Below are 25,423 nucleotides of genomic sequence, written 5' to 3'. Positions count from 1 at the left end.
CGTTGAATCCTCGCAGCCCCGTTCCCGCGAGGAAACGCCGACCGCCGACCCGCGGATGGACACACCCCGGTTATGCGTCGCCTGTGGCACCGCTGAGCCCGCTGCTGACCATCGCCTCAAACGAATGGAATGCCGGCGGGGGCTGGGTCCGATTCCACCGACACGCCCTCGACCGAAGAGAACAGCAGCTCGTTCAACTGCGGCAGCACTTCGTTCACGGCGAAGGACCGTCGACCACACCCCCGTCCAGCCAGGCGATTTTCGGCCCCCTTGGAATCGATCATCTGGGGAACCGAGAGGCGCTCTACCGGCGGATCGCCGAGATCAGTCCGCCGGGTCGCTCCTCGCGCTGCGGCGGGGTGCTGATCGGGCGGCCGTAGGCGGCAGCGCGCTCGCGCAGGGTGTGGCTGTCGGCCTCCCAGCCGTGCCCGGCCAGCCAGCCCACCGGGTCGTCGGGCATCTCCGAGACCCACATGGACGCCGCCGATCCCTGCGCGGCGTCCGCGCCGAAGCGCTCGATCACGCCGCGCGAGCCCAACGTCAGCCCCATCCGGCTGCCTGCCGCCGACTGCGCGCTGATCCGGGCCAGCAACAGCTCCACCGCGTCCTCGGGCAGATAGATCAGCAGTCCTTCGGCGATCCACGCGGTCGGCACGGCCGGGTCGTGCCCTGCGGCGGCCAGCGCGCCTGGCCAGTCCTCACGCAGGTCCACCGCGACGGTGATCCGCTCGCAGCGCGCGACGGCCCGCTCCTGGCGCAGCACCGAAGCCTTGAAGTCCAGCGGCGCGGCGGTGTCGACCTCGAACAGCCGGGTGCCCTCGGGCCAGTCCATCCGGAAGGCCCGGCTGTCCATGCCGGCGCCGAGCAGCACGACCTGCCGGACCCCGGACGCCGAGGCCTGCTGCAACAGGTCGTCGAGGAAATTCGTCCTGATGACGATGGAGAACGACACGGCCAGCCGACGGCGTCGCGCGGCCTCGTCATCGGGCAGCGGCGGCGAGGAGGGCCACAGGCCGCCGGCGGCGGCGAAGGCCTGTGCCAGTGGGTCGCGGAACAGCGCGTTCTCGCGCTCGGTCTCCAGCGCCCGCACCCTGGCCACCCCCACCGCCGTGGCCCACACTCCCGACGGCTGCACCCGCTCCTGCTCATCAGTCATCGGGCCAGCCTAGAAGCTCGATTCCAAGGGGCCTGAGAGGTGAGCCAGCTTCGTGCGCGGCCGGCCAGTCATGCGGGCACCGAACGCCTACGACCACCAAAACCACCATGGGTGGAAGCGTTCCCGGCGGTGGGTGGGCGTAGTTGAGTCATTCGCGTATCTGAGCGTTGACAGTGGGATGCGCGTCACCGCTTTCCGCGCCCAGGCCGGCGAGCAGGCGCAGCCCGTCCTCGGCGGGGCTACCGGGGGCGGCGGACAGCACCAGCAGCTCCATGCCTGATTCGTCCGGTGGTGCGAAGTTCTCCTGGTGCAGTTCCAGCAGTCCGACCAGCGGGTGCCGGTACGCCTTGCGGCCATGTGTGCGGGCGCGCACGTCCGCGCGGGCCCAGAGACGGCGGAAGCGCTCGCTGCCCATCGCCAGCTCGCCGATGAGCGAGGCCAGGCGAGGGTCCTCGGGGTATTTGCCGGCGGCCAGGCGCAGGTGCCCGACCACGTCGAGGGTGCAGTTCTCCCAGTCCGCGTACAGGCCGCGCTCGGCCTCCTCGAGGAAGATGTGCCGGGCGGTGTTCAGGCCCGGCATCGGCCGGCCGTAGAGGAGCCCGGCGAGGCGGTTCCCGGCGAGCACGTCCAGGCGGTGGTCCATGATCAGCGCAGGTGCGGCAACCAGGTCGAGGACGCGCAGCAATTCCGGCCGGACCCGCCCGCCCGGCGCCTTCGCGCGGCGGCGGCGCTGCCGGGCGAGCCGGCCGAGGTGCTCGCGTTCGGTCTCGTCGAGGCCGAGGACATGGGCGAGCGCATCGAGGACCTGCTCGGAGGGCTGGGTGGCACGCCCCTGCTCCAGGCGTACGTAGTAGTCGACGCTGACTCCGGACAGGTGCGCGACCTCTTCGCGGCGCAGTCCTTCGACCCGGCGGCGGCTGTCGGCGGGAATGCCGACGGTCGCCGGGTCGACCCGGGAACGCCGGGTCCGCAGGAAGCCCGCAAGATCGTCCATGCCCCCCAGTATGGCCTCGGCGGCGCCCGTGAAGGTGGTCCTGCCGTTACCAGGAAGTCCGGTCCGACGGAAGGGGCGTCCCTGAACGCCGGGCGCCGCGGGGCTCAGGATCGAAGACACCCGATCCGAAGGAGTTCCCATGAAGACGCTGATCGTCTACGCCCACCCGGAACCGAAGTCGCTCAACGGCTCGCTGAAGGACCTCGCGGTGTCCACATTGGAGACCGCCGGGCACGAGGTACGGGTGAGCGATCTGTACGGGATGAACTGGAAGGCGGTCGTGGACGCCGCGGACTACGGCCCGGACGCCTCAAGTCCGTTGAAGGTCGCTCTGGACTCGGGCCGGGCCTTCGGCGCCGGGACGCTCACCCCGGACGTCCTCGCCGAGCAGGAGAAGCTGCTGTGGGCCGACACGATCATCTTCCAGTTCCCGCTGTGGTGGTACACGATGCCCGCGATCCTCAAAGGCTGGGTGGACCGCGTGTTCACCCACCGCTTCGCGTACGGCGTCGGCGAGCACAGCGACACCAGGTACGGGGAGCGCTTCGGCGAAGGCACTCTCGCGGGCAGGAAGGCTCTGCTGTCGGTGACCGTCGGCGGCCCGGAGTCGCACTACGCCGCTCGCGGGATCAACGGCCCCATCGACGATCTGCTGTTCCCGATCCACCACGGCATCCTCTATTACCCGGGCATCGAGGTGCTCCCGCCGTTCGTGTTGTACGGCGCGGACCGGATGACCGGCGAGGACTACCCGGACGTCGCCAAGGCCTGGGAGCAGCGCCTGCTCACCCTGGACTCGACCGAGCCGATCGCGTTCCGACGGCAGAACTTCGGCGACTACGAGATCCCTTCGCTGCACCTGAAGGAGGGACTGGAACCCGCGGGCCGCACGGGTTTCGGGCTCCACATGCGGGGCTGACCGCCGACAAGGCGTACGCGGAAGGCCTGTCGTTGTTCTTGCGCTGGTGTGACAGTACGGAGCGGAGGACTGGCGAACTGCCGCACGCGACATGGGGCTGTTCGTGCGCTCACGGCGGTACGGACGTTCCTGCCTCTCCCACGCCGTGGTCGGCAAGGAGGCGTCGGCCTGGGCGCTGGAGCAGGTCTACGAGCGCGGCGACGACCGCGACCTGCCACTGGAGGCCGGGGTGAGAGCGGCGGGCTGCCGAGGCCGTCGGCTCACCGATCCGCGTTGCTCAGCCGACCGGTCCCGTCCACGCGTGCGGCCGTACCGCCGGTTCGAGCAGCGACAGCGTTCGCTGTTGCGCGTCCAGGGCGACGCGGATGCCGACCGGCATCGGCAGATTCGGGCCGGCGTGTCCGAACTCGACGTTGCCCAGGACCGGGATGTCACGGTCGCCGAGGACGTCGAGGACTATCTCGGGCAGGGTCGGGGACGCGTCGGGCGAGTCGAGTCCGTCGATCGCGTGCGGGACGCCCACGACCATGCCGGAGATGCGATCGAGGATGCCGGAGTGCCGCAGCACCTGTAGGTAGCTCCACACATACGATGCCTGGCCGCCCGTCTCCTCCCAGAACAGCACCGCGCCGTCGAACCAGTCGAGCGGCAGCGCATAAGGCGTCGCCTGCGCCATCACGATACGGTTGATCACCCCGCCGATCAGCCGGCCTTCGGCGCGACCGGCACGCCAGCACTCCCACGACGGGGTGGCCGGCAGCGCACCGATCGGCTTCGTACCGGTCAGCAACGTCGAGTAGAGCGTTTCAAGTTCCGCTCTGCGCGCCGCGGACGCGGCCTGCCAGTGGCCGCCGAGTCCAGGGGTGGCCACGTCGGTATGGAAGCCCACCAGACCCGTGCGCGCATAGAGCGCCAGATGCAGCAGCGAGATGTCGCTGTAGCCGAGGATCGGCTTGGGGTCGGCCACGACCGCCTCGAAGTCGATCAGGTCGAGGTAGCCGAGCACCGACTGACCGCCGTCATGCGCGATGATCGCGCGCACCTCAGGATCACGCAGCAGAGCATTGAACTCCCGGGCGATCTCCGCCGGCGCAGCCGCGCTCCACCAACGGTGCCGCCCTGCTTCGAGCAGCGGTGCCCGACGCACGCGGAATCCCATCCGCTCGAGCACGACCACCGCCTGCTCGAGGTCGGGCTCGTACATGGCATGGAGCGGCCCGGACAGCGATGCGACAACGACGAGATCTCCGGGCCTCAGGGCACGAGGCCGAAGCAACTGAGGCAGCTGAGGCAGTGCGGCAAGGGTCACCGAGGCAGTATCCCGACCCCCTCAGCACCACGCGACACAGTTATCTGCTCGAACAAGCCCACGGCGAGAACCTCGACCTCCGACTCGAACTCGCCCGCCACGGCGACACCCCATCACGGACACAGACCCTCGGACCCTGTTGAGATCAGTCCGCGGTCATCGGCTCGGTGCCCGAGACGTGCGACCGGAGTCGGACGTCCTGGACCTCGTCTGGGCGCCGGCCATGTGGGTACAGGTCTGCGAGCCGGCGGGGCAGGGCGGAGGTCAGCGATTGCCCGTCCAGATGACCCGCTCGGCGAATCCTCCGCGCTCACGGGCCTTTTCCTCACGGATCTTCTCCAACTGCGCCAGGCCAATGCCCAACTCGGCCGCGAGAGCTCGTACGACTTCAAGTACGTCCGCGAGTTCCTCCGGAGCCTCCGCCTCGTCCGCGGCCAGAAATTCAGCGACTTCCTCGCCGAGTTTGTCCCGCAGCCGCCGCCTGTACTCCAGGGGGCCAGCTGTATGAACCACGGGCTCTGCGCCCGACGATCGGATGATTTCGGGGATTCGATCCCGTACCAGCTTGCCCTGGCTGCTCACGCGTGCTCTCCCGCACCCATCACCTTGGAACGGCCACCGACTGCCGCTCCTCCCTGCCGCCGCAGCCTAGGCAAGGAGCGCGATCGGCACGCGACGCCGCGAGTCCTCTTGCCCGGTCGGTCTATGGGCAGGAGGCTGCCCCCGATGCTCTGGTCCACTCCGGGCAGCTTCCTGCATGTATCCCCGCTGGGGGGTCAGCTCGCGAAGTAGGCTGTGTGGAACAGCCTTTCAGGGGGAAGCCGCCATGGCGAAGGTCACCATCAGCCTTGACAGCGATCTGGCGATCGAGGCCATGCTGCTGTCCGGCACCAGAAGTCCTCAGGACGCGGTCGAGTTGATCGTCCGGGACTATCTCGCCACCAGGAGCCGCACTGAGGCTCGCACCGGCGACGCCGCAGACTCGCATCGCCTTGTCGACCGGCCACTGCGCGCGGAGGAGGGCTAAGCCCCCTCCGCGGACGCTGCCGCACGGCCGTGGCGTGACAGTGGCCGCACGGGTTCTTGGAGTGTGACCAAGAAGTGGGCCCGTGCGGCCTTGTCCCATCCCGACACCATCAAGACCACCGCCGTCAGCGACGGCCAGGGCCGGCTGCTGTGGTCAGGTGCGGACCGGCCCGGCCGCATGCACGACCAGACCGCGATGCGCACCGAGGGCAGCGCCGAGCAGTTCCGGCTCCACCCGCAGGTGGGAGCCGAAGTCGACGAGGGCTACCGGGGCCTGGCCAACGAGTTCCCCAACCAGGTCAGTGCCCCGCCCAAGAAGCCGAAGGACGACGCGCCGCTCGGCGAGCGGTACGCCTGGCGGGAGAGGCGCCGACGGCAGTCCTCAAACCGGATCTGCGGGCTGTTCGCAGTTGGCCGTGGTGGCCTGCTGATTCAAACGTGTGCGCCGTGTGCGCCGTGTGCGCCGTGCGTGCTCGGGTCGCCAGGGTGGAGTGGTGGCGCGGCTACCGTGGGTGCACGGCGTACGTCAGGTGCGTCACCCGCGACGACGGCTCCGAACGGAGCGGCTCCAGCGCGACCCTGGACGCGTCCACGCCGTCGAACAGGCGGGTGCCGGCGCTGAGAAGCACCGGTGACAGCGTGATCGAGAACTCGTCGACCAGGCCGGCGTTCAGGTGCTCCAGGATCGTCGCGCCGCCCCCGGCGATGCGGACGTCGCGGTCGCCGGCGGCCTCGCGGGCCTGGTCGAGGGCGTGCTCGATGCCGTCGTTGACGAAGTGGAACGTGGTGCCGCCAGGCCGCTCCCACGGGTCACGCCTGGTGTGCGTCACGACGAAGACCGGGGTGTGGAAGGGCGCTTCCTCCGGCCATGACGGCTCGCCGAGGTCGAACATGCGCTTGCCCATGACGCTCGCGCCGGTGCGCTCGAACGTCTCCCGCGCCACGTCGTTGTCGAGGCCCTCCTCGCCGCCCTCGCCCAGCTTCAGGTTCTCCCGGAAGAACCGCAGCGGGAACGCCCACTGCTGCAGCTCCGTCCACTGCTCCATCCAGCGCCGAACGTCCGGGTCGTCCTGCTTGTCGGACGCGAAGAGCTCGTCCTCAACGGGTACGGGCTCGGGCGCGATGAAGCCGTCCAGCGACATCGTCACGCTGAAGAACACTTTCCCGGCCATCAGTCCTGCGCCCCCTTCCGCGCGAGGTCGGCGACGTAGGCCGCCAGGCTGCTCAGGGTCTGCCGGCCGCCCTCGACCGCGTGGTACTTCTCGACTGCCTCGTCGCGCAGTGCCTTGGTGAGGAACACCGTGCACATCACGATCCGGGTCGCCGCGCCGTCCGGCGCGAAGGTCAGGACCGACTCGAAGGCGTTCGGGTCGTCGCGGGACTCGCCGTGCAGCAGTGCGATCCGCTCAGGCGGGACGATCCGCAGCCAGCGGATCCACTCGGAGTAGTCGGTCCCGTCCGGCCCGTGCAGCACGAACTCCCACTCCCCGCCCTCGCGGAACTCGAAGGACCGCGTGGTGGTGGTGAACCCCTCCGGACCCCACCACCGCGACAGGTGCCGGACCTCGGTGAACGCCTCGAACACCAGCTCTCGCGGGGCGTCGATCACCCGGGAGATCACGATCTCCCGTTCGGCCGTCGTCGGCTCCGCCCGCGTCTCTCGCCTTGCCTCTGCCATCGGTCAGTCCTCCTGCCGTGTCTGCTTGAGGTCCTGCACGTAGGCGTCCAGCCGGTCGAAACTCTCGTTCCAGAACCGCTCGAATCCGCCGACCCACTCGTGGACCGGCCGCAGCCCGCGGGCGTCCAGGCCGTAGAGGCGCTGCTTGCCCACGCCGCGGACCCGCACCAAGCCCACCTCACGGAGCACCCGCAGGTGCTTGGACGCCCGCGGCTGGCTCATCCCCAGCTCCTGGGCCAGGTCGGTCACCGGCCGCTCACCCGCCTGTAGCAGCGCCAGGATGTCCCGGCGCTGCGGTTCGGCGATCGCGTTGAATGCGTCCGACGTCGTCGCTGCTCGTGCCATGCCAGCCATCATATTCCCATATCGGAATATGACAAGCCGGCGGGCTCGGGCGTGCCGGGCTGAACGTCGTGAGCGAGCGCAGGCCGCCCTACAAGATCGACCTGTCCGACGAGCAGTGGGCGCTGATCGAGCCGGTGATCGCCGCGCGGAAGGCCGTACACACCCATCCGGACCTGCCATCCGGACCCGTCATCCCGTACACGCGTCCGGCTCCGGAATTGCTACTGATCGTGACGTCTGGCAGGGGCACGGCTGATGTCAGAGGCATCCGGTTGGATGAGCCCCGTGACTGTCTATAACGTAGCCCGCCAGCTTCCCGCCCTCGGTGACCTTCGGGACCTGTGCCGCTCGCTTGCGATGCTCGACGCGATCCTGAGCCCGGACTGGGAAAGCCGGTACTACTCCTTCAACGCCGCTTGGGCTGAAGGCGAGGAGATGGCCTCGATGCGCAACGGGTCGGGAGACGAGTACTCCATCGTGTTCTCGGCGGCGGGAGGCTATGTCCGAGGCTTCGGCCACGAATCGCCGATGAGCCCGTATGGCCATGACGGCGAGCCCTGGCCGGGAGTGATTGACGATGTTCCTGATGTCTTCAAGCCGTTTGTTCAGGAGCCGGCGTTCACCGACGAGGACGGAGTGCCCGTCGTGACGGCCTGCCTGTGGCGGGAGGCGACGGATGATCAGTGGCACCACGGCACGATCGACTTCCCCTCGAACCGTGCCGATGCTGATGGGGCCACGGACCTCTTCCAGCTGCTGGTCGACCGTTCGCCCGAAGCGTTCCAGCGCTTCGCCGAGGACTATTACGAGGTCTCTGTGGATCTGGAAGCGGTGAGTCACGTGTATGCCTTGCGGCCGCTGGACGAGGAACTTGTGTCGTCGTTGAATGCAGCGCTCACCCTGACGGACCTGGCCCAAGACATCTCCGAAATCGGCTATCCGCAGGTCCACTGAGAGTCGATCTGTCTGCCCACCAGCTCATTTTCACTGGTGGGCTCTCCTCAGCTGCCGCCGGTTCCTTGTGGAGTCCAGGCTGCTGGGGAAGGAGTCGATACGGGCGGGAATGGGGACAGCAGGCGGTCAGCCGGCCAGGTGCTTGCCGAAGAACTCGGTGAGCTTGGCGACGGCGGGGGTGACGTATTCGTCCTTGTCGTACAGGTCGATGTGGGTGGCACCGTCGATGACGACAAGTTCCTTGGGCCCGGCCGCCTTCTCGATCGCTTCCCGGCTGAAGTAGGCGCTCTCCGCCTCCGAACCAGCGATCATCAGCAGGGGACGGGGCGAGATGAGCCGGATCAGCGCGAACGAGTCGTACTGGGCGATCAGGTCGATACTGCGCAGCACCCATCCTTGGTTCGCGCGGGGGTGGTAACCGCGCGGGGTGCAGTAGAACTCGAACGTCTCCCGGAACTGTCTGGTGGCGCTCTCCAGCAGTTCGTCGGCGTTGTCGGGAATCCATGCCGCCAACTGCGGGGCCGCGCCGCGTGCTTCCGCGGTGCGCAGTGCACCGGCCTGGTCGAGCATGGCGATGAGGATCGCCGGGTCCTGTGTGCGGCCCAGTCCCTCACGGAACACCGACCCGAGGTCCACGGCGCTGACCGTGGCGACGCTCCTGATACGGCGGTCGGTCTGCGCGGCGTAGGGGACATAGCCGCCTGACGCGCAGATCCCCAGAGCCCCGATGCGGTCCGGGTCGATGTCGTCACGGGTGGTCAGGTAGGTCACTGCGGACTTGATGTCCTCGGCCCGCTGGAAAGGGTCCTCCAGGCCTCGCGGCTCGCCCTCGCTCTCGCCCTGGTGGGCGGCGTCGAAGACGAGCGCGGCGAACCCGGCACCGGCCAGACGCTCGGCGTAGATGCTCGGGCTCTGCTCCTTCACGCCGCCACCCGGATGGGAGACGACGACGGCCGGCAACCGGCCGGCAACGTGGTCATCTGGGGTGAAGAGAATCCCGGCGAGGGCGAGATGGGTGCTGGGGAAGGTGACGCGGGTCCTCATGTTTCTGTGTCTCCTGGGTGCAGGTGAGCGAGTGCTGTGACCGCGGAGGGGCGGAATCCCTCCGGCCATGCCTCCCGCCCCGGGGCGGCCCGCCCGCCGGTCATGTCACCGACAGTCGCACGCGGTGCGTGGGTGGGTAAGGGGCGTCTCGTGTCCCCGGACAACGCTGTCCTGGGACAGGACAGGCCCCCTGTCACGGACATGGCGCGGTGCAAGACTTGTCCCTATGAGCAGCAGCAACGCCCACCACAGTGAACTGGGTGCCTTCCTCAAGGCGCGGCGCATGGAGCTGAGCCCGGCCCAGGTCGGGCTGCCGGATGCGGGCGGCAGGCGCAGGGTCAAGGGTCTGCGCCGGGAGGAAGTGGCCTTGCTGGCTTCGATCAGCCCCGACTACTACACGCGCCTGGAGCAGGGCCGCCGCCAGGCTTCCGAACCGGTGCTGGACACCCTCGCGCGTGTTCTCCGGCTCGGCGACGGCGAGCGTGCCTACATGTTCGAACTTTCAGGCAAGGACGCCGCCCGGCCTCGTCGGCGCACCACGCAGAAGGTCCAGCCGCAGCTGCAGCGGCTGCTGGACGACCTGTCCACCACGCCGGCCGTCGTGATGGGCCGGCGCACGGACATCCTCGCCTGGAACCCCATGGCCGCCGCCCTGTTCACCGACTTCGCGCAGATCCCGGAGAAGCAGCGCAACTTCGTACGGCTGGTCTTCTGCGAACCGGCCATCAGAGCGCTGTACCCGGACTGGGACTGGGTGGCACAGACCACCCTCGCGCAGTTGCGCATGGAGGCCGCCCGGGACCCGAAGGACCCACGGCTGGCGGAACTGGTGGGCGAGCTGTCACTTCAGGACCCCGACTTCCGCCGGTGGTGGGGCGCCCACCACGTTGCCGTCCAGGGCCCAGGCACGAAGACCTTGAACCATCCGATCGCCGGTCGGCTCACCCTCGACTGGTCCTTCCTCACCTGCACCGCCGATCCCGACCAGCAGCTCATCACCCTGACCGCCGAGCCCGGCTCACCCAGCCACGACCGTCTGCGCATCCTCGCTTCATGGGCCGCGCAATCCGCCGGCCGCTCCGTGTCAGACCGCTAGACCCAGGGTTCTCAGCGGCTGTTGCTCCCTGGGGTGAGCCGACTCGTGAGTCCAGCGATCGCCTCCGGCGGCGGCTTGAAGCAGCGGCGGACGTTGCCCGGCCTGTCGGGCCTGTCGGACCTGTCGGGCCTGCTTGCCGTCCGGCCGGGAAGGGCAGCCGTGCCCCGCCTCCAGGACCTCGCGCTGCTCGCGGCGCTCAGCGAAAGCCGAACAGCCGAACAGCCGAACAGCCGAACAGCCGAACAGTCGAACAGGGGAGTTGCGGATCCTCTCCTAGAGGTCGTAGCCGCCCGATACCTCGATGTTCTGAGCCGTGACCCAGCGGCTCTCCTCGGAGACCAGTGTGGCGATCATCGCCCCGATGTCGTCGGGTTCGCCGACCCGGCCCAGCGCCGTCTTCGCAGCGAGGGCCGGGACGACCTCGGGGAACCGGGTGAAGGCGTCGTCGGCGATCCGGGTGCGGGTCGACCCCGGCGAGACGGCGTTGACGCGGATGCCGCGCGGGCTGAATTCCTTGGCCATGTACCGGGTCAGCACGTCCAGTCCGCCCTTCATCGAGGCGTAGGCGGAGTAGCCGGGCTCCAGGCCGGTCGCCGCCGTCGCCGAGTTGCTGCTCGTGTTGACGATGGCCCCGCCGTCCGCCATCAGGGGCAGCAGCTTCTGCGTCAGGAAGTACGGGCCCTTGAGCAGTACGCGCATGAGCTTGTCGAACATCTCCTCGGTCGTGTCCTCGATCAACGACGTCTGCGCGAAACCGGCGTTGTTGACCAGGTGGTCGAAGGTGTCGCGCTGCCAGGTGTCGTGCAGCACGTCGGTCACCGTGTCGCGGAAGGCCGCGAAGGTGCCTGCTTCGCCGACGTCCAGCGGGAGCGCGACGGCCGTGCCGCCCTCCTTCTCGATGATGTCGGCCGTCTCCAGCCCACCTTGCCGGTTGGTGCTGTAGGTGAGGATGACTCCCGTTCCGCGTTTGGCGATCTCGATCGCGGCGCTTCGTCCTATGCCGGAGCTGGCGCCCGTGACGACGGCGACCTTCATGGTGTTCCTCCTGGTGTGCGATTCGTGGGTGTGGTGGTGTGTGGGCGCGCCGGTGGCGCTATGCGGCGGAGTCCGGCAGCAGGAGCCGGGTCAGCCAGGCGGTGCGGGTCCGGCGGGCTGCGGCCGAGATGCGTGCCTGCGGATACAGGGCGTCGAAGCCGTGGAAGCCGCCCGCCCAGACATGGAGTTCGGCCTGGCCGCCGGCCGCCCAGATGCGGGTGGCGTAGTCGGTGTCCTCGTCGCGGAAGACTTCGGCGGAGCCGGTGTCGATGTAGGTGGTCGGCAGGCCGGAGAGATCGTCGGCCCGCGCGGGTGAGACGTACTCGGGTATCTCCTGGTCGGTGAGGTCGCCGAGGACGGCACGCCATCCGAACTCGTTCATCTCGCGGGTCCAGACGCCGGGTTCGCCGGAGTACTGGTGGCTGGAGGTGCTGCTGTTGCGGTGGTCGAGCATGGGGCAGATGAGCATCTGCGCGGCGATCGCGGGGGTGCCGAGGTCGCGAGCAAGCAGGGCGACGCCGGCGGCGAGGCCGCCGCCCGCGCTGGCACCGGCGACGACGATCCGTGCGGGGTCGATGCCCAGTTCGGCGGAGTGCTCGACGACCCACAGCAGTCCCTGGTAGCAGTCGTCGACCAGGGCGGTACCGGTGGCCTCGGGTGCGAGCCGGTAGTCCACGGTGACCAGGACCGCGCCGAACTCGTCGAGCCACTCCAGGGGGATGTCGATCTGCGAGAAGCGGTCGCCCATGACCATCCCGCCGCCGTGCATCCAGTAGACGCAGGGTGCGGCGGTGGTGCGATCGGTGTTCGCGGGGCTGAAGACCGACAGAGGGATCGGGGCACCGTCCTTGGCGGGCACGGTGACTTCGCGCCGGTCGACCTGCCGGTGGGCGAGGAGGGGCTCGACGGGCGTCGACGGGAGCCGGCGCAGTTGCGCGAGGATTTCCGGGCTGAGCTGGGACATGAGAGGCATGTCGGCGAGCAGCTCACGCAGTTCGGGGTCCAGGGCGGGTCGTGGCGTGGTCATGGTGGCGGCCTTTCGCGGGGTGGCGGCGGACGGTCGGGGGAGGAGAGGGCCGGCTCGCGAGGCACCGAGGCGTCGAGGCGTCGAGGCCTCAAGGCACCGAGGCGCCGAGGCGGCAGGGGTCGGGATGCGGCGCGATCGGCGGGTCAGAGGCGCGATCGGCGGGTCAGAAGGCGGCCTTGCCGCGGACCGGGACGTAGTCGGTGTACTCGGACTCCTTGGCCAGCAGTCCGCCGATCTGCGCCACGATGGCCTGGGCGGCCTCACCGGCGAAGATCCGGTGGTGGTCCTCCTCGCTGGTCCACCCCTCGGTGACGTGGACGACGTCGGGGTCGGACGCGGAACGGGAGACGAGGTAGACGACGCAGTGTTCGTCTGCGCCGGGGCTGCCCTCGTTCAGCCCGGTCAGCAGCAGTTCGACCAGCTGGTCGCCCATTCCGGGCCTGGCGGTCAGGGTGGCGTTGAAACCGTAATTGACGATCATGGCCGTCTCTTTCTCGGCAATGGAGTGAAGTGATTCCATTCAACCGAGCTGACCTGCGAAAACGTTAGAACGATGCTCGCTCGTACTTGCACGATCCTCGCGGACGCGGGAGCTGCGGCGCGGAGCGGTGCTGGAATGGACGTATGTACCTCGAAGAGCTGCGCACCCTACTGGCCCGGCACGCCCGCCCCGACTGGACCACGGCCATCGACGGCGTCCTCATCTCGAAGGTCGACCGGCCCGATCCGCCGTCACCCTCGATGTCCGGCACGGTGCTGGCGGTCATCGCCCAGGGTGCCAAACGACTCGCCCTCGGCGAGCGGGTGTACGAGTACGGGCCCGGGCAGTACCTGGTCGCATCCGTCGATCTGCCCGTCACCGGGCAGTTCACCCAGGCCGACCCCGAGGAGCCGGCGCTCGGATTCGGTCTCGTGCTGGAACCGTCCGCCGTTGCCGAACTGCTGCTGCAGGCCGGCCCCGGAGACACTCCCCGCGCCGGTGGGGGCGCGCCGTCGGGCATCGCCGTCAGTGACGCTCCGGCCGCGCTGCTCGACGCAGGGGTGCGGCTGCTGCGCCTGCTCGACGAGCCCCGCGACCGGGCCGTTCTGGCTCCGCTGGTCAAGCGCGAGATCCTGTGGCGCGTGATCACGGGCGAGCAGGGTGCGACGGTTCGTCAGCTCGGCCTGGCCGACAGCAGCCTCAGCCACGTCTCCCGGGCCGTGCGCTGGATCCGCGAGCACTACGCGCAGCCCTTCCGGGTCGAGGACGTGGCGCGGCTGTCCGGGATGAGCGTCTCCGCCTTCTACCGCAACTTCCAGGCGGTGACCGCGATGAGCCCCATCCAGTTCCAGAAGCAGATCCGGCTGCAGGAGGCCCGGCTGCTGCTCGCCACCCACCCGGGTGACGTCACCGGCGTCGGCCAACGCGTCGGCTACGACAACCCGTCACAGTTCAGCCGCGAGTACCGCCGCCAGTTCGGCGCGCCGCCCAGCCAGGACGCCGCCCGCCTGCGCCAGGCCGTGCGCACCCCGGCAGGCGTCCTCCCGTGAGCCGACCGCTCCGTGTCACCAGGCCGCAAACGCGGGTGATCTTACGGCTCTACCAAGCGCCGCCGGTGAAGGTGGGTTTCACGACGCACGGCTGCAGGCACCCGGCACCCGGGGGTCTGCGACGCTCACATCGGTAGCCGTCTCACCCCGGCCGGCGATCGAGTCGGGACTCCCTGGAGGCGTGAGGCATGGAGGTTGCTCCGCGGCTGGGCCATGCGATGTCGTCAACGGCGAGAAACGGCTCGCCGGCCACGGCGTTCACCGCGACGATGCGGGCCACCCGTTCCTACCTGGAGGAGCGGGCGCTGCCGGACCGGCTGACGGCCCTGGGCAAGCCACTGCTGGTGATCTTCGGCGAGGACGACCGCAGATGGCGATCCTCATCCGCCTTCGACTATCGCGCCGTTCCGGGGGCGAAGGTCGAATTGCTGCCCGGCCTCGGGCACTCGCCCCTGCTCGAGGACCCGCCGCGGACCGCCACCCCCCTGCTGGCCTTCACCGCGATCCACGCCGCACGGGTGGACTGAATGAAAAGGAGCGGTGCCATGCGGATTCTCGTCTCCGGCGCCGGCGTCGCCGGTCCGGTTCTGGCCTACTGGCTCACCCGGCACGGCTTCTCCGTCACCGTCGTCGAGCGCGCGCCGACTCTGCGCAAGACCGGCGGCCACGCGGTCGCCCTGTTCCGGCCCGCGATGAACATCTCGGAGAAGATGGGTGTGCTTCCGCGAGTAGAGGAGCGGGCCACCGGCACGAACCGGATCACCGTCTACCGGGAGGGCTCACGGCGTCCCGTCGGCGACGCGCGGGCCCTTTTCCTGTTCCGGAGCGAGCGCGAGCTCGACTACCACCGCCATGACGTGCCTCGGCAGAAGGAGCTCCTGCGCGGTGCGTTCGCCGGCATGCACGCCCACGTGGACCGCTGGCTGGACGAGCTCGACCGCACCCCGGCGTTCTACTTCGACTCGATCACCCAGCTCCGCATGGACACATGGTCGCAGGGGAGGGTGACGCTTGTCGGCGACGCGGGCTACTGCCCCGGTCCAGCCGTCGGCGGCAGCACCAGCCTGGCGGTCGTCGGCGCGTATGTCCTGGCCGGAGAGCCGGCGCGGGCGGGCGGCGACCACGAGCGAGCCTTCCCCGCCTACGAGCGCGCGATGGCGGAGCACCCTGCCCGCGGGCCCCAGCCGCGCCCTCGTTCGCCTCACCACCAAGAGCGCGCGCCTCTACGACTCCGTGACCGTCGACGACTATCCGCCGTCGCTCACCGCATCAGGAGGTCGGTGCGGCCTCGCGGGCGACCCCGGAGGCGGCCTCGCGGCGGAGTAGCACCGGCTTGCTTCGAGGTCGCTCGCGCTCCATTACTCCTTCAACTGTCCGAGGTTGAACGGCATTCGCATACATCCCGGGATGCGAGCACGCAACCGAAGGCGGACGATGGGATGGGTGGGGAGCCCATTCCCGGAGTGGAATGTGTGGAGTGGTCGGCTGGCGCGGGGCCGTCTCGCGGAAACCACGGACACCCACGGACACCCACGGATGCCCACGGATGCCTTCTCGTGCCGCGCCAACCGCTCTCGCGGTTCCGCTCGCTCGCTCCCGAACGGCTGTTGCCGCCCGGGACGTTCAACCGGTCACGTGCCGATTCCGGGCCGGTTCACTTCGTGGAGGCGCCGACATGCCTGTGCTCTTCTTCGACATAGGAGCGACCCTGGCGGATGCCCGGGAGGAGGCGGACGGTTCGCTGACGCTGCTGCCCCGACCGCGCGTCCTCGCGGTTCTTGACGCCTTCCTCGACGTACACAAGGGCGTCATCTCCAACCCGGGCCCGAGCGAAGGCGCCGCGGAGCGGCTCGCGTCGGCCCTGCAGGCGGCGTTCCCCGGCCGGTTCACGGACGACGCGCTCATCCATTGGGGCCCCAAGAACAGCCGGGAGATCTTCGACGAGGCGGTCGCCGGCACCGGGGGAGAGGGGATCCCGGCCGCCGCAGCAGGCGAGTGCGTCTTCGTGGGCGAGGACCACGAGGAGCGCGCGTTCGCCGCACAAGCCGGGCTGCGTACGGCGGCCCACCCCGTGTTCACCGGCGCCGCTCTGGAGAACCGTCCTGTCCTGTGGGCGCGGATCGAGCTGCCCGAGGACCTGGGGCTGTCTGCACTGGAGACGGTCGCGAACCAGACCGAGGTCGTTCCCGTGCACATCGCCTCGGCGCGGCTCGTGCTGGCCATGGCGAGCATGCGCGGCGCCGCGGCACTCGAACAGGCCGGTTTCACGGTCGACCTGCGGGGACCGGTGGAGGACACGGCGGCCTTCCTGATCCGCGACGACCGCATCCACACCCCTGCCGGCGACGTCGCGGACGGTCCGGACAGGGCGATCACACGCGCCACGTCCGCTTTCGGCGTCGTCGCAGACGAACTCGCCGGTCTCGCGGCCCGGCCGCTCCTTCCGCTGGGTCCCGCACCAGGCGGTGTCTACGTCGCGGCACCCGCCGGCGCCCCGATCGAGGACGTCCACCTGCCGGGCGCGAAGCCCGGCCACACCGAGCGACTGCTTCCGGATCCGGCACTCCTCTCCCGCCCCGGCGAGGCATGGGCACAAGGACTCGCCGCAGGCCTTGCGGGAGGCCCTGCAGAGCCGGGCCCACCCGCGTCGGCAGCCGGAGACGGCCGTCCCTCCGCGGAGACGATCGCCGCGGTACGCGCGGCCGTGACCCCCGAGGTACTCCGCGGCCATGTCGCGCGCATCTCTGGTGCCGCACCGCTCAGAGACGGCGAGGCGCTGCTGGTGAGCAGCCGTGACGCGTCCGCCGCGGACAACCCCCGAGTCGTCGAAGCGCTCGCGGACCGCTTCCAGGACCTCGGCCTGAGGGTACGACTGCACCGATTCCGGTGGCACGGACGCCGGTTGTTCAACGTGGAGGCCGAGCATCGTGTAGCCGGGGCGGACTCCACGGTCCTCATCACCGCGCATCTGGACTCCACTGCCTCCAGCGGTGAATTCGTCGACGACAACGGCGACCCACGCCCCTACGATCCCGCCGTGGACCCCGCACCGGGCGCCGACGACGACGGCAGCGGAACCGCCGCCGTCCTGGCCGCGGCGGAGTGCCTGCACGGCTTGCTCGACGAGGGCAGGACACCGACCCGGAACGTGCGCTTCGTGCTCTTCAACGCCGAGGAACAGGGCCTGGTCGGCAGTAAGTTCTATGCGCGGGCCGCCGCCGCGGCGGACGACCGCATCGCCGCTGTCTTCCAGATGGACATGATCGCGGGTCGCCAACAGGGCAGCCCACCCACCGTCGAGATCCACGCAGGTTCCTCGGTGCCGGGGCCGGTCGTCGCCGCATCCGACGCGCTGGGCGTTCTCGTCGCGGACGCCGTCCCCGCCGTCGACCCCGCGGTGACGGTCCAACAGCTCACGGGCCCTTCCGATCCGGCGCTCGGCCGGAGCGACCACGCCAGCTTCCATGAGCGGGGGTGGGCGGCCATCGCCGTCTCCGAGGACATTTTCGCTCTGGACGGTGGGCCCGGCACGGGCACCAGGCAGTACCACACCCCTGGAGACACCCTCACCGACGAGGATCACAGTCCGGAGTTCGCGGCCACGATCGCCCGCTCGGTCACCGCGACCGCCCTCACCCTCGCGGGCCTGTGACCGACAGGACAGCCGAAGCCGGGCCTCGCGTCCGGTGACAGGAGCACCGCCATGACACAGCTGCCGGGCCGGCACCAAGCTGCCTCCGGCCGGACACGAGGACTGACCTCATCCTGAGACGGTCAGTTGGCTCCCCTGAACCACCCCGGCCGCGCCTAGTTTCGCCCCGTACCCCGTACTTGCACTCCAGCGCGCGCATCGACAGGCCGGCACCGAACGACAATCGACTCCCCCCGCTCACCGATGCAGCCAGTGCGTGTGGGGTGGGGTGGGTGTGTCGGTGGGCGCGGCTACTGTCTTGGTCATGTCTGGAGAGTCGGCTCTTGGTTCGGTCGCGGGTTGCGCGGATCTGGAACGGGTCATGCATGGGGATCCCGACCGGGTGTTGGCGTTGTTGGACGCCGACCCGGGGGCGGGGCTGTTGACGACGGTGTACCGAGGGTCGGTACACCGTCATAGGGGTGCGAGCGCGGCGGTACGGCGTCAGGTGCTGGCGTTGGGGGCGGCCCAGTTCGGGGATCGGGAGCTGGCCGGACGGTTGGCCGCGGTGACGGTCGACGGCGACGCGGGAGAGGCGGGCGGCTGGATCCCGGTGTGGGCGACCGGGGCGTTGGCGGACCAACGGTTGCGGCAGTGCCTGACGGGCCACACCGACGAGGTTTCGGCGGTGGCGACCACGGTCGTCGACGGCCGCCCGGTCGCCGTCACCGGGAGCGCGGACACAACGGTGCGGGTGTGGGACCTGACCACCGGTTCCCCGGTCGGTGCCCCGCTCACCGGCCACGCCGGCCAGGTCGCCGGGGTGGCCACGGCGATGCTTGACGGCCGTGCGGTGGCCGTCGTGGGCAGCCGCGACGGAGCGGTGCGGGTGTGGGACCTGGGGACGGGACGGCAGATCGGCCCGTCCCTCGAAGGCATCAGCCCGCGTGTGCCGGCGACAGCGGTAGTGGACGGCCGCGCAGTCGCCCTCACCGTCAGCGCCGCCGACGACGAGTCGGTGCGGGTCTGGGACCTTGGCACGGGCGAGATCGTCGGCGCGTCCCTCGAAGGACACACCGGCTCGGTGTACGCCATGACGACGGCCGAAATCGACGGTCGTCCCATCGCCGTCACTGGCGGCTACTACCCCGACTCCACGATACGGCTGTGGGACTTGGCCACCGGACAACCTGTCGGCCCGGCCCTCGACCCCGGGGCAGCCTCCGACTACATCGACGCGGTGGCGACGGCGGTGGTCGGCGGCCGCCCGGTGGTCGTCGCCATCACCGGATTCAACGAAGGCACGTCGATGCAGATGTTGGATCCGGGCACGGGCCGAACAGTCGGCCGGCCCATGCACACCCGTGACTACGCTGCCGGCATCGACACCAACACCTGCGCGATGACCTGTGTGGCGACGGCGGTGGTGGACGGTCGCCCGGTTGCCGTCACCGGCTGCGATGACGGGACGGTCCAGGTGTGGGACCTCACGGCCGGCCGATCGGCAGAGCCGTCTGCCGAAGACCACGCCCACGAGGTGACCGCGGTGGCCACGGCTGTCGTCGATGACCGGCCGGTTGCCGTCACCAGCACATGGAGCACGGATGCCGACGGGACCGTCAACATATGGGACCTGGCCACCGGCCGGCCGGTGGGCAAGCCCCTCCACGGCCACTACAGCCCGGTGCACGCGGTGGCGACCGCAGTGGTGGACGGTCGGCCGGTCGCCGTCAGCCTCGGCCACGACCCGACAGTTGTGGTCTGGGACCTGACGACCGGACAACCCGCCACCCAGCCCTCGAAGGACGATATTTGGTGTACGGACGTGGTGGCGACCACAGCCCTCCACGGTCGTCCCGTTGCCGTCACCGGTGACCGGAACGGCCTGCAGATGTGGGATCTGGGTACAGGCGATTTCTCCGGACCCTTCGATCGCTGCGAGGTGGCGTCAGTGGCCACGGCAGTGGTGGACGGTCGCCCGGTCGTCGTCGCCGGTGGCCGGGACGGCGCAGTGCGAGTATGGGACCTGGCCACCCGCCGACCGGTCGGCGAGCCCTTCACCGGCCACGCCGGAGGAGTCAACGCGGTGGCGACGGGGGTGGTGGACGGCTGCGCTGTCGCCGTCATCGGCAGCGGGGACAAGACGGTGCGGGTGTGGAATCTGGTCACCGGCCAACCGGTCGGCGAGCCCTTCACCGGCTGCACTGGAAGAGTCAACGCGGTGGCGACGGGGGTGGTCGACGGCCGCCCCGTCTTCGTGGCCGGCAACGTCGACGGGGCGGTGCACATCCGGGTCCTGACCACCGGTCGGCAGGCCGGACCCGAACTGCTCCTCCCCGGCTCGGTCAACGCTCTGGCCGTCACATCCGACGGGCGACTCGTGGTGTGCTTCGACCGTGACATCGCAGTCCTGACTGTGCGAGCAGGAGCAGCGGCAGTTGCTGGCCTTGGATGCCGCCCGGTACGGGGAGCGGGAGTTGTCGGTGAGGATCACCGCCGTGGCCGTCGACCGCGGTGAAGCGCGGTGGGAGGTCCTGTGGGCCACCGGCAGCATGGTCGACCCCCGCTGCCGGCAATTGTCGGTCGGCCACACCGGCAAGGTGACCGCGGTGGCGACGGAGGTGGTCGATGGCCGGGCGGTCGCGGTCACCGGCAGCGAAGACGGGACGATGCGGGTATGGGACCTGGCCACCGGTCGGCAAATTGGTGAGCCGCTCACCGGCAACGGGTACGAGGTGTGTTCCGTGGCCACGGCGGTGGTGGACGGCCGTACGGTCGCCGTCGCCGGCGGCTATGACACGGTGCGGGTGTGGGACCTGACCACCGGTCGGCAGATCGGTGCATTCCTGCAACGGCACACTTACCTGGTCTGGGCGGTGGCAACGGTGTCGGTGAGCGACCGCACCGTCGTCGTCACCGGCGGTATCGACAGCATGGGGCGGGTGTGGGACCTCGCCGCCGACGACCAGACTGTCGGCGAACCTCTTCAAGGCCACACCCACTGGGTGCGGGCGGTGGCAACGGCCGTGGTGAGCGGCCGTACGGTCGCCGTCACCGGAAGCCTGGACAAGACAGTGCGGGTGTGGGACCTGGACACTCGCGCAACGGTCGGCAAGCCCCTCACCGGTCACACTGAGTCGGTGTGGGCGGTGGCGACGGGAGTGGTGGACGGCTGCCCGGTTGCCGTCACCGGCAGCAGCGACAGGACGGTGCGGGTGTGGGACCTGAGCACCGGCCGGCCCCTCGGCGAGCCTCGAATCGGCCACACTGACGGGGTGACCGCCGTGGCAACGGGGGTGGTGGACGGCCGGCCTGCTGCTGTCACCGGCAGCGACGACTCCACGGTGCGGGTATGGGACCTGGCCACCGGTCGGCAGGTCGGACCGGAGCTGGTCTTTCCTGAGGGGGTGCGCGCGGTGGCCGCCACGTCGGATGGCCGGCTGGTGGTGGGGTTCGGACGGGATGTGGCGTTACTGGCCCCTGCGGACCAGGTTCGCGCACGGTACGCCTCCTGAGGATGTCTGCCGGGGGCCGAACTCGGCGTAGGCGGTGGTGCGGTCGGGGCGCCGAGGACCGTCAGGCGGCGATCGGGTTCGGCGTTGTGGTGGGGCACGGAATTGACGCCACCTCGGCGCGGGGCGCAGGGCGCGGATGCGCGCCTGCAGCCGAGGTGGGAACCGACGCCGCCGGTGCGAGAGACCGACGACTCCTGTCAGCCGCCGAAGGACCAAGGCCCGAAGCGGCCCCACGCGATGAAGACGGCAAGCGCGAGATAGACCGTGTTCAGCAGCACCAGTTTGGACTGACCGAGGCGACCGTGGGTGATCATGGCGCCGACCATGAGGGCGATCCAGCAGACGGCCGTCACCGGCACCATGACCGGTGCGGTGTCGAGCACGGCGGGCAGGATCAGGCCGACCCCGGCCAGGAGTTCGAGGATCCCCAGGGTCTTGATGAAGCCGGCGCTCGCGTCCTGCGTCCATTCCCCGCCGTGCTGCGCAGCCAGTCTCGCCTTGGGGATGAAGGCCTTGCTGCCGCCGGCGGCCAGGGCGACCGCGGCCAGCAGTCCGGCGGCGATCCAAAGAGTGAGGTTCATGGGTGGACTCCCGGTCTTGTGCGAAATGAGTGCGGCGTCGTGGGAATCGGCGGGGAATCAGCCGCCGAAGGCGGGTGCGTTGTCGCGTGCCCAGTCGGCGAAGGTGTGAGCCGGGCGGCCCAGCAGGTCTTCCACGTCGCTGGTGGTGGGTCCTGGGCGGTGGGCGTAGTCGGCCAGGGAGCCGAGCAGGCGGTCGGGGACCTCCTCGGGCAGCCCTTGCGCGAGCATGCCCTTGCGGATGTGCTCCGGCGGGAGCTCCTGGAAGGACAGTGCCCGGCCGAGGGCGGCACCGATGAGGTGCACCTTCTCGGTCTGGTCCAGTGACTGAGGCCCGGTCAGCGTGTGGACCGATCCCGGGGGAACACCGCCGCGGAGGGCGCGTGCAGCGACGGCCGCGATGTCGGCTTCGTGGATGGGCGAGGTGGCGGCCTGACCGTACGCGCCGCGCACCACGTCACCGGACCTGATCTGGGGCGCCCAGGCGAGTGCGTTGGCCGCGAAGTCGGCCAGGCGCAGGACCGTCCAGTCCAGGCCGGAGCCGTTGACCAGTTCCTCGGCGTGCCGGAACTGCGCGGCGAAGCGGGCTTCCCCTGCGGGATGCTCCACGGTGGTGGCCGAGAGCAGCACCACACGCTGCACGCCCTGCCCGACGGCGAGCCGCAGGAGTTCGCCGAGTCCGGGGCCGGTGGCGCGCGGACTGATCTGCAGGGCCTCCACTCCTTCTAACGCCGCCTCGATCCAGTGGGGGCGAGACAGGTCGCCGCTGACGGCTCGGACGCCGTCCGGGAGCGCGGCCGAGCCGGGACCGCGCGTGACAGCGGCGACAGCCGTGCCCTCCTGCAGCAGCAGGTTCATCACCTGACGCCCGACGACGCCGTTGGCTCCGGTGATCAGGATCATGACAGTGCTCCTTTGCTTGATGCCGAGTTCGGTTGACGCGGAGGATGAAGAACAGGGGTCGTCAGACGCGCCCACGCCCCAGGCGTCGGGGCGGTGCGCCCGTCAGCGGGGTGGAGTCGAGGTATCTGACCTCGTAGACGCGTTCGGTGAACTTCCAGCCGTCGCGCGTCCGCTGGTAACGATCGTGATAAAGGGCGTAGTTCAGGTGCGAGCTGCCGTCGTGCATCCGGCCGAACTCCTGGACGTACACGCGCCCGGCCGCGCTGTCGCCGTCGAGCCGGGTGACGCCGGGGTGGACGTTCTGCACGAAGAACTCCCACAGCCCCTGCCCCCACTCGATCCCCGCGCGGATCTCCTCGCGGCCCACGAACTCCTTGTCGATGTGCGGCCATCGCATGGCGCCGTCGGGCGTGAACAGCGAGGCGACGCGGTCGAAGTCGCGCATCATCACCGCGTCGGTGACCTCGGCGCGCAACTCCTCGATCTCGAAGCGATCGACGACGGCCTGCAAAGCGCTCATCGGGTCTCCCTGCCTCATCGATGCGTCGGTCAGGCCTCCGTCGCCTGCCCGGTGAGTGATGTGTCCAGCATCGATGCAGGTCAGCGGCGGAACAAGGTAGAGTCCGTGGAGCTATCCATAACGTGGGGGTTATGCATGGAGCTGCGTGACATCGAGATCTTCCTGACACTGGCGGAAGAGCTGCACTTCGGTCGCACCGCCGAACGGCTTCACGTGTCCCAGGCCCGCGTCAGCCAGGCCATCCGCACACAGGAACGACGCCTCGGTGTGGCCCTGTTCGATCGCACCAGCCGACGCGTGGCCCTGACCCCTGTCGGCCGGCGCCTGCGGGAAGACCTCCAACAGGCCCTCGACCTCCTCCACGCAGGACTCGCCCGCGCCCAAGCAGCCGGCCCGGGCGCGGGCCGGACCCTGCGGCTGGGCGTCTTCGGCCACGCCGGACACGAACTACGCCCCCTCGTCGACGCGTTCCGCACCCGCTACCCCGGCAGCGACATCGAGTTCCGCGAAATCAACGGCAACGACGCGTTCACGGCCCTGCGCACCGGAGAGCACGACGCGCACGTGCTGTGGCTGCCCGTCGCCGAACCGGACCTCACCGTCGGCCCCACCGTGCTCACCGGAGGCCGCGTGCTGGCCGTGGCCGCGGACCATCCGCTCGCCCGACGCGGCACCGCGTCCCTGGAAGACCTCGCCGACAACCACGTCGTCGACCTCGGCCCCGAAGCCCCCGAGTACTGGGTCGCCTCCATGGTCCCCACCCGCACCCCGCTCGGTCGCCGTATCCCACGCGGGCCCGCCGCGCGGACCTTCCACGAGATCCTCTCTCTGGTCGCCGCCGGACGCTGCGTCCACCCGCTGGGCGAAATCGCCGCGCGCTACAACAGGCCCCCAGGCATCGTCTTCCTGCCCCTCCATGACGCCCCCACCCTCGAATGGGCGCTCACCTGGCGTACCACCGACGACAGCCCCACCATCCGCGCACTGGTCCAGACCGCCGGCGACCTCGGCCCCATCGCATTGTGACCGCGACAACGGGCAGTGACCGCGACAACGGGCAGCGACCGAGGCCCGCGGCCCGCCGGTCGCTGCGTCCGCCACGGCGCCCCCGCCCCGCGACCCCTGCGTGTTGGTTGGGGCCGCGGAGCGTTCCTCCCGTGGGGAGGGATGAGGCCCCCGGGAGCCCCGACCGGCTCAGCTCTGGCCGGCTGTCCCACCCTTGCTCTTCACCGCGTCCAGCACCTGTTCCGCCAGCTTCTTCGCGCTCGCGGCCCCGTTGTCGGCGCCGTCCGTGGACAGCACGCTGACGACGGCCGTGCCCGTGCGGGAGGCGATCAACGTGGTCCCGCTCTCCCAGGCGCTGTCGGTGAGGGTGATGGTGTACGCCGCGTCCCCCAGTCCGGCCGTGGAGGCGCCGGTGACCGTCACCTTGCTCTGGGTGTCGGAGTCTGTGTAGCCGGGGCAGGCGGCGACGACGCTCGCCAGGTCCTTCAACACGTCCGCGGCGGTGGTGCCACGGTAGACGTCGATCTCCTGGTCGAGTTCGGCGCTCGTGTCCTTGTCGATGTAGGAGTTCTGTGCGAACGAGACGCCCTCCACACCGGTGAGGCTGATCCAGCTCGTGGCCGCCAGGTCGGCGCAGTGCGGCTTGGCGGCGGTCTTGGTGGCCGGTGCCTGGTAGGTGTCCCCGGTGTCGCGGGCGAGGCTCGGGTCGGCGGCGAAGCCGGAGGGGAAGTACGAGGAGGGGGCCAGTGCCTCCTTCAGCTGCGTGCCCGTCAGAAGGCCGGCGTCGGGGTCCTTGGCCTGTGACGGCGTGGCGGCTGTGGGGGTGGCGCCGGCGGAGTCCGTGGAAGTGGAGGAACAGGAGGCCAGGGCCAGCGGGAGCGCAGCGACGGTGAGCATCTTGACGGCATGGAACGGGAGACGCATCGAAATCCTCGAAAGTGAAGTGCACCGTGCGCCGGACCTGGGTGGGGGACCGGGAGCGGCCGTGCCGCGGAAGCACGGAGGCGTCCGGGGCCTGGTCGGCGGGGCCGGAAGATCGCCGAGCCCGGAGCGACCCTAGGAGGGCGCAGACCACAGAATGATCACCGGTTCCTCAAAGCAAGGTCAAAGCATCGGCCCTGGTCCGAGGTTTTACCGTGTCTTGGGGGAGTCTTGCGG

General features: G+C 69.9%; 25 protein-coding genes and 2 pseudogenes. 12 read left to right on the top strand and 15 right to left on the bottom strand.

Annotation, left to right across the window (positions count from 1 at the left end; all coding sequences use genetic code 11):
• Positions 1-304 precede the first annotated feature (304 nt).
• Complete coding sequence (locus ACWD4O_RS37400) at positions 305-1,156, bottom strand: class I SAM-dependent methyltransferase (RefSeq protein ID WP_451287009.1); 852 nt, start codon at positions 1,154-1,156, stop codon at positions 305-307.
• A 148-nt stretch (positions 1,157-1,304) separates the two neighbouring features.
• Positions 1,305-2,150, bottom strand: coding sequence for a helix-turn-helix transcriptional regulator (locus tag ACWD4O_RS37395; RefSeq protein WP_451287007.1), 846 nt, complete (start codon positions 2,148-2,150; stop codon positions 1,305-1,307).
• Between the two features lie 139 nt (positions 2,151-2,289).
• Between ACWD4O_RS37395 and ACWD4O_RS37390 the strand changes: the two genes are divergently transcribed.
• Positions 2,290-3,069 (top strand): NAD(P)H-dependent oxidoreductase, encoded by a 780-nt coding sequence (locus tag ACWD4O_RS37390; RefSeq protein ID WP_451287005.1) that lies wholly within the window; start codon positions 2,290-2,292, stop codon positions 3,067-3,069.
• 277 nt (positions 3,070-3,346) lie between these two features.
• Here ACWD4O_RS37390 and ACWD4O_RS37385 read toward each other — a convergent pair whose 3' ends face one another.
• Together ACWD4O_RS37385 and ACWD4O_RS37380 are read right to left on the bottom strand one after the other, a co-directional pair.
• Complete coding sequence (locus ACWD4O_RS37385) at positions 3,347-4,378, bottom strand: S66 peptidase family protein (RefSeq protein WP_451287003.1); 1,032 nt, start codon at positions 4,376-4,378, stop codon at positions 3,347-3,349.
• A 264-nt stretch (positions 4,379-4,642) separates the two neighbouring features.
• Positions 4,643-4,960, bottom strand: coding sequence for a nucleoside triphosphate pyrophosphohydrolase (locus tag ACWD4O_RS37380; protein WP_451287001.1), 318 nt, complete (start codon positions 4,958-4,960; stop codon positions 4,643-4,645).
• A gap of 244 nt (positions 4,961-5,204) precedes the next feature.
• On the opposite strand from ACWD4O_RS37380, the gene ACWD4O_RS37375 reads away from it, so the two are divergent.
• A complete protein-coding gene (locus ACWD4O_RS37375) occupies positions 5,205-5,405 on the top strand; it encodes a hypothetical protein (protein ID WP_451286999.1) in 201 nt (66 codons plus the stop codon).
• A 502-nt stretch (positions 5,406-5,907) separates the two neighbouring features.
• Here the strand turns inward: ACWD4O_RS37375 and ACWD4O_RS37370 are convergent.
• The 3 genes from ACWD4O_RS37370 to ACWD4O_RS37360 are packed head-to-tail and all read right to left on the bottom strand — an operon-like array spanning position 5,908 to position 7,427.
• On the bottom strand, positions 5,908-6,576 hold the full coding sequence (locus tag ACWD4O_RS37370) for a dihydrofolate reductase family protein (protein WP_451286997.1): 669 nt from the start codon (positions 6,574-6,576) through the stop codon (positions 5,908-5,910).
• Positions 6,576-7,082 (bottom strand): SRPBCC family protein, encoded by a 507-nt coding sequence (locus ACWD4O_RS37365; protein ID WP_451286995.1) that lies wholly within the window; start codon positions 7,080-7,082, stop codon positions 6,576-6,578. Before ACWD4O_RS37365 ends, ACWD4O_RS37370 begins: the two co-directional genes overlap by 1 nt.
• 3 nt (positions 7,083-7,085) lie before the next feature.
• Complete coding sequence (locus ACWD4O_RS37360) at positions 7,086-7,427, bottom strand: ArsR/SmtB family transcription factor (protein ID WP_451286993.1); 342 nt, start codon at positions 7,425-7,427, stop codon at positions 7,086-7,088.
• Positions 7,428-7,495: 68 nt separating this feature from the next.
• Here ACWD4O_RS37360 and ACWD4O_RS37355 point away from each other — a divergent pair.
• Positions 7,496-7,588 (top strand): annotated as a pseudogene (locus ACWD4O_RS37355) (IS5/IS1182 family transposase); the annotation flags it as partial.
• Between the two features lie 115 nt (positions 7,589-7,703).
• The gene (locus tag ACWD4O_RS37350) at positions 7,704-8,381 is read left to right on the top strand and encodes a hypothetical protein (protein ID WP_451286991.1); all 678 of its coding nucleotides are present in this window, start codon (positions 7,704-7,706) and stop codon (positions 8,379-8,381) included.
• A gap of 126 nt (positions 8,382-8,507) precedes the next feature.
• Here the strand turns inward: ACWD4O_RS37350 and ACWD4O_RS37345 are convergent, their stop codons facing one another.
• On the bottom strand, positions 8,508-9,425 hold the full coding sequence (locus ACWD4O_RS37345) for an alpha/beta hydrolase (protein ID WP_451286989.1): 918 nt from the start codon (positions 9,423-9,425) through the stop codon (positions 8,508-8,510).
• A 226-nt stretch (positions 9,426-9,651) separates the two neighbouring features.
• Here ACWD4O_RS37345 and ACWD4O_RS37340 point away from each other — a divergent pair, with 226 nt between their 5' ends.
• A complete protein-coding gene (locus ACWD4O_RS37340) occupies positions 9,652-10,521 on the top strand; it encodes a helix-turn-helix domain-containing protein (RefSeq protein ID WP_451286987.1) in 870 nt (289 codons plus the stop codon).
• A 273-nt stretch (positions 10,522-10,794) separates the two neighbouring features.
• Here ACWD4O_RS37340 and ACWD4O_RS37335 read toward each other — a convergent pair whose 3' ends face one another.
• The 3 genes from ACWD4O_RS37335 to ACWD4O_RS37325 all read right to left on the bottom strand — a co-directional run bounded on the left by ACWD4O_RS37335 (position 10,795) and on the right by ACWD4O_RS37325 (position 13,064).
• A complete protein-coding gene (locus ACWD4O_RS37335) occupies positions 10,795-11,556 on the bottom strand; it encodes an SDR family NAD(P)-dependent oxidoreductase (RefSeq protein WP_451286986.1) in 762 nt (253 codons plus the stop codon).
• Positions 11,557-11,614: 58 nt separating this feature from the next.
• Positions 11,615-12,583 (bottom strand): alpha/beta hydrolase, encoded by a 969-nt coding sequence (locus tag ACWD4O_RS37330; RefSeq protein WP_451286984.1) that lies wholly within the window; start codon positions 12,581-12,583, stop codon positions 11,615-11,617.
• Positions 12,584-12,746: 163 nt separating this feature from the next.
• Positions 12,747-13,064: a putative quinol monooxygenase gene (locus tag ACWD4O_RS37325; RefSeq protein ID WP_451286982.1), complete on the bottom strand. Its 318-nt coding sequence runs from the start codon at positions 13,062-13,064 to the stop codon at positions 12,747-12,749.
• Positions 13,065-13,207: 143 nt separating this feature from the next.
• On the opposite strand from ACWD4O_RS37325, the gene ACWD4O_RS37320 reads away from it, so the two are divergent.
• From ACWD4O_RS37320 to ACWD4O_RS37295, 6 genes and pseudogenes are all read left to right on the top strand, one after another.
• Positions 13,208-14,113 carry an AraC family transcriptional regulator gene (locus tag ACWD4O_RS37320; protein WP_451286980.1) on the top strand — a complete coding sequence of 302 codons (906 nt, stop codon included), beginning with the start codon at positions 13,208-13,210 and terminating at the stop codon, positions 14,111-14,113.
• A gap of 254 nt (positions 14,114-14,367) precedes the next feature.
• Positions 14,368-14,640, top strand: a pseudogene (locus ACWD4O_RS37315) (alpha/beta fold hydrolase); the annotation flags it as partial.
• Between the two features lie 18 nt (positions 14,641-14,658).
• The gene (locus ACWD4O_RS37310; RefSeq protein WP_451286978.1) at positions 14,659-15,813 is read left to right on the top strand and encodes an FAD-dependent oxidoreductase; all 1,155 of its coding nucleotides are present in this window, start codon (positions 14,659-14,661) and stop codon (positions 15,811-15,813) included.
• On the top strand, positions 15,789-17,765 hold the full coding sequence (locus tag ACWD4O_RS37305) for a M20/M25/M40 family metallo-hydrolase (RefSeq protein ID WP_451286976.1): 1,977 nt from the start codon (positions 15,789-15,791) through the stop codon (positions 17,763-17,765). Before ACWD4O_RS37310 ends, ACWD4O_RS37305 begins: the two co-directional genes overlap by 25 nt.
• A gap of 361 nt (positions 17,766-18,126) precedes the next feature.
• A complete protein-coding gene (locus tag ACWD4O_RS37300) occupies positions 18,127-20,262 on the top strand; it encodes a WD40 repeat domain-containing protein (RefSeq protein WP_451286974.1) in 2,136 nt (711 codons plus the stop codon).
• Positions 20,228-21,259, top strand: coding sequence for a WD40 repeat domain-containing protein (locus ACWD4O_RS37295; protein ID WP_451286972.1), 1,032 nt, complete (start codon positions 20,228-20,230; stop codon positions 21,257-21,259). Before ACWD4O_RS37300 ends, ACWD4O_RS37295 begins: the two co-directional genes overlap by 35 nt.
• A gap of 197 nt (positions 21,260-21,456) precedes the next feature.
• Here ACWD4O_RS37295 and ACWD4O_RS37290 read toward each other — a convergent pair whose 3' ends face one another.
• From ACWD4O_RS37290 to ACWD4O_RS37280, 3 genes are all read right to left on the bottom strand, one after another.
• Positions 21,457-21,840 carry a DoxX family protein gene (locus ACWD4O_RS37290; RefSeq protein WP_451286970.1) on the bottom strand — a complete coding sequence of 128 codons (384 nt, stop codon included), beginning with the start codon at positions 21,838-21,840 and terminating at the stop codon, positions 21,457-21,459.
• Positions 21,841-21,897: 57 nt separating this feature from the next.
• Positions 21,898-22,740 (bottom strand): NAD(P)H-binding protein, encoded by an 843-nt coding sequence (locus tag ACWD4O_RS37285; RefSeq protein ID WP_451286968.1) that lies wholly within the window; start codon positions 22,738-22,740, stop codon positions 21,898-21,900.
• A 61-nt stretch (positions 22,741-22,801) separates the two neighbouring features.
• The gene (locus ACWD4O_RS37280) at positions 22,802-23,260 is read right to left on the bottom strand and encodes a nuclear transport factor 2 family protein (protein WP_451286966.1); all 459 of its coding nucleotides are present in this window, start codon (positions 23,258-23,260) and stop codon (positions 22,802-22,804) included.
• A 135-nt stretch (positions 23,261-23,395) separates the two neighbouring features.
• On the opposite strand from ACWD4O_RS37280, the gene ACWD4O_RS37275 reads away from it, so the two are divergent.
• Complete coding sequence (locus ACWD4O_RS37275) at positions 23,396-24,286, top strand: LysR family transcriptional regulator (RefSeq protein ID WP_451286964.1); 891 nt, start codon at positions 23,396-23,398, stop codon at positions 24,284-24,286.
• A 168-nt stretch (positions 24,287-24,454) separates the two neighbouring features.
• Here the strand turns inward: ACWD4O_RS37275 and ACWD4O_RS37270 are convergent, their stop codons facing one another.
• A complete protein-coding gene (locus ACWD4O_RS37270) occupies positions 24,455-25,189 on the bottom strand; it encodes a hypothetical protein (RefSeq protein WP_451286962.1) in 735 nt (244 codons plus the stop codon).
• Positions 25,190-25,423: the final 234 nt, after the last annotated feature.

Source organism: Streptomyces sp. NPDC002623, from assembly GCF_053592635.1.
This window is presented reverse-complemented; position numbering and strand designations above follow the sequence as displayed.